Source organism: Microcystis sp. LE19-131.1A (assembly GCF_027532015.1).
Taxonomy (GTDB): Bacteria; Cyanobacteriota; Cyanobacteriia; order Cyanobacteriales; family Microcystaceae; genus Microcystis; species Microcystis ichthyoblabe_A.
The window spans coordinates 1-1862 of the sequence record NZ_JAPZSS010000103.1 but is presented as its reverse complement, the minus strand read 5'-3'; the positions used below and the strand labels follow the sequence as shown (position 1 = coordinate 1862).

The window sequence follows — 1862 nt, the reverse complement described above, 5'->3', positions numbered from 1 at the left end:
CTCCTTTGTTATTTGAGGATGAAGAAATTGATGATGGTTCTCTGAATGTGATTAAAGCGAGTCGCAGTGAATCCGCTCAGTCTAAAGAGAGAAAAAAACGGAATCAAGAGAACTTTCCTGTGCATAGCTTTCGGACTTTGTACAGAAGACTTGGGGACGATTTGCTTGAATACAGTGGAATGTACGATTAGGGAGGGAAGTTATCGTTTTTCTAAGATAACTCGACCGACTCAACTGCAACAAAAAGCGTTAGATTTATTGGGAGTTTCCCTGATTTGTACCCAGTAACGGGGCGGCGGAAATTCTTTTAATCCCTTCTACAGCACAGGTTATGGCTTTTTGTCAACGGGGAAGTCCAGTAATACGGGGTAAAATTCAATGGGATTGCGAATTTCATTTCACGAGTCTTCAGGCTTTTGAGGTGATAGTACACCCAAAGTTGCCCCAAAAATCCCCCTTTAAAATGTTCTTTAAATCCCTAAAAGGCTTGCTCTAAAACTGAGAATTGCTGTCACTGCGGCGAAAAAAACCGAGCCGGACTCCCTAAAGACGTGGAAAAGAACGGCCACTGTGAGAGAGTAGTATCCATCGTCTCAGTCTTGAGATGCTCTGAAACTATGCACGACCACTGCTTGAGATATTTGTTTTTCAGCATTGCCTTTCACGATGCTCCTCTAAATCTCTAGCTTGATGTTCTCACCTTGAGTGTGTGACTGCTCACCTCTTTATAATAAACCTACACCTGTCAGGGAGAAGGGAGGGGGGAGAAGGGAGAAAAAAGCTGATCGATCAGTGATCACTGATTCAAGTCTCCTTCGGTGCTATGATCGAGGATGTAAAGTTTTATCAACACTAACTTAAACAAGCTCTCAAGAGAGGATATAAAGAACCACAGATGGCTTACACACTTCCCCCTTTACCCTACGATTACACTGCCTTAGAGCCTTGCATCACCAAAAGTACCCTAGAATTCCACCACGACAAGCACCACGCTGCCTATGTCAATAACTATAACGGTTTGGTCAAAGATACGGAACTCGATGCTCTCTCTTTAGAAGAAGTTATCGTTAAGGTTGCTGGTGATGCTTCTAAAGCTGGGGTTTTCAACAATGCCGCCCAAGCATGGAATCATAGTTTTTATTGGGACTGCATGAAACCGGGTGGTGGCGGTGCGCCTACTGGTGCTTTAGCCGCTAAAATTAACGCAGATTTCGGCAGTTTTGAGAAATTTGTCGAAGCTTTCAAAACCGCCGGCGCGACTCAATTCGGTAGCGGTTGGGCTTGGTTGGTTCTCGATAACGGCACTCTCAAAGTCACCAAAACCGGCAACGCTGACAATCCTTTAACCGTCGGACAGGTTCCCCTCTTAACTATGGATGTGTGGGAACACGCTTATTATCTCGACTACCAAAATCGTCGTCCCGATTACATCAGCGACTTTTTAACCAAGTTGGTTAATTGGGATTTCGTGGCTGCTAATTTAGCGGCGGCCTAAAAATTTGGCTCTTCTGGTTTATGTGTGGAAACGAAGCCTATACTGATAGTTTCTTCGGCAAAATAGTCGTAAAAGTCCTTCTCAGTCAACATTTCACGATTCCATAAGCAAAAATTATCACACAAAGTCGAGAAGAGCCAAAATTTGGCTCAGTTAATCAGTTATCAGTTATCAGTTATCAGGGGTTGGCGAGCAGAGAGAAACCATCCATAAGTTGGGGGTTAGTCTTCTAAGAAACTAGAATTTTAGGCAGAGTCAGACTGAGTTTCTAAGATAAGCTTAGCACCTAATTTCTGGGCTTTGGGTTGCAAATTGTGAAGAAGTCGCTGACGATACCGTTCATCCTCTTGTTCTGGTGGAATTGCAG

1 protein-coding gene and 1 pseudogene are annotated in these 1862 nt (G+C 43.8%); both read left to right on the top strand.

Annotation, left to right across the window (positions count from 1 at the left end; genetic code table 11):
* Window positions 1–288: pseudogene (locus O9323_RS08945) on the top strand (IS1634 family transposase); the annotation flags it as partial.
* Between the two features lie 607 nt (window positions 289–895).
* Window positions 896–1495, top strand: a complete 600-nt coding sequence (locus tag O9323_RS08940; protein WP_002746957.1) for a superoxide dismutase — start codon at window positions 896–898, stop codon at window positions 1493–1495.
* Window positions 1496–1862 lie beyond the last annotated feature (367 nt).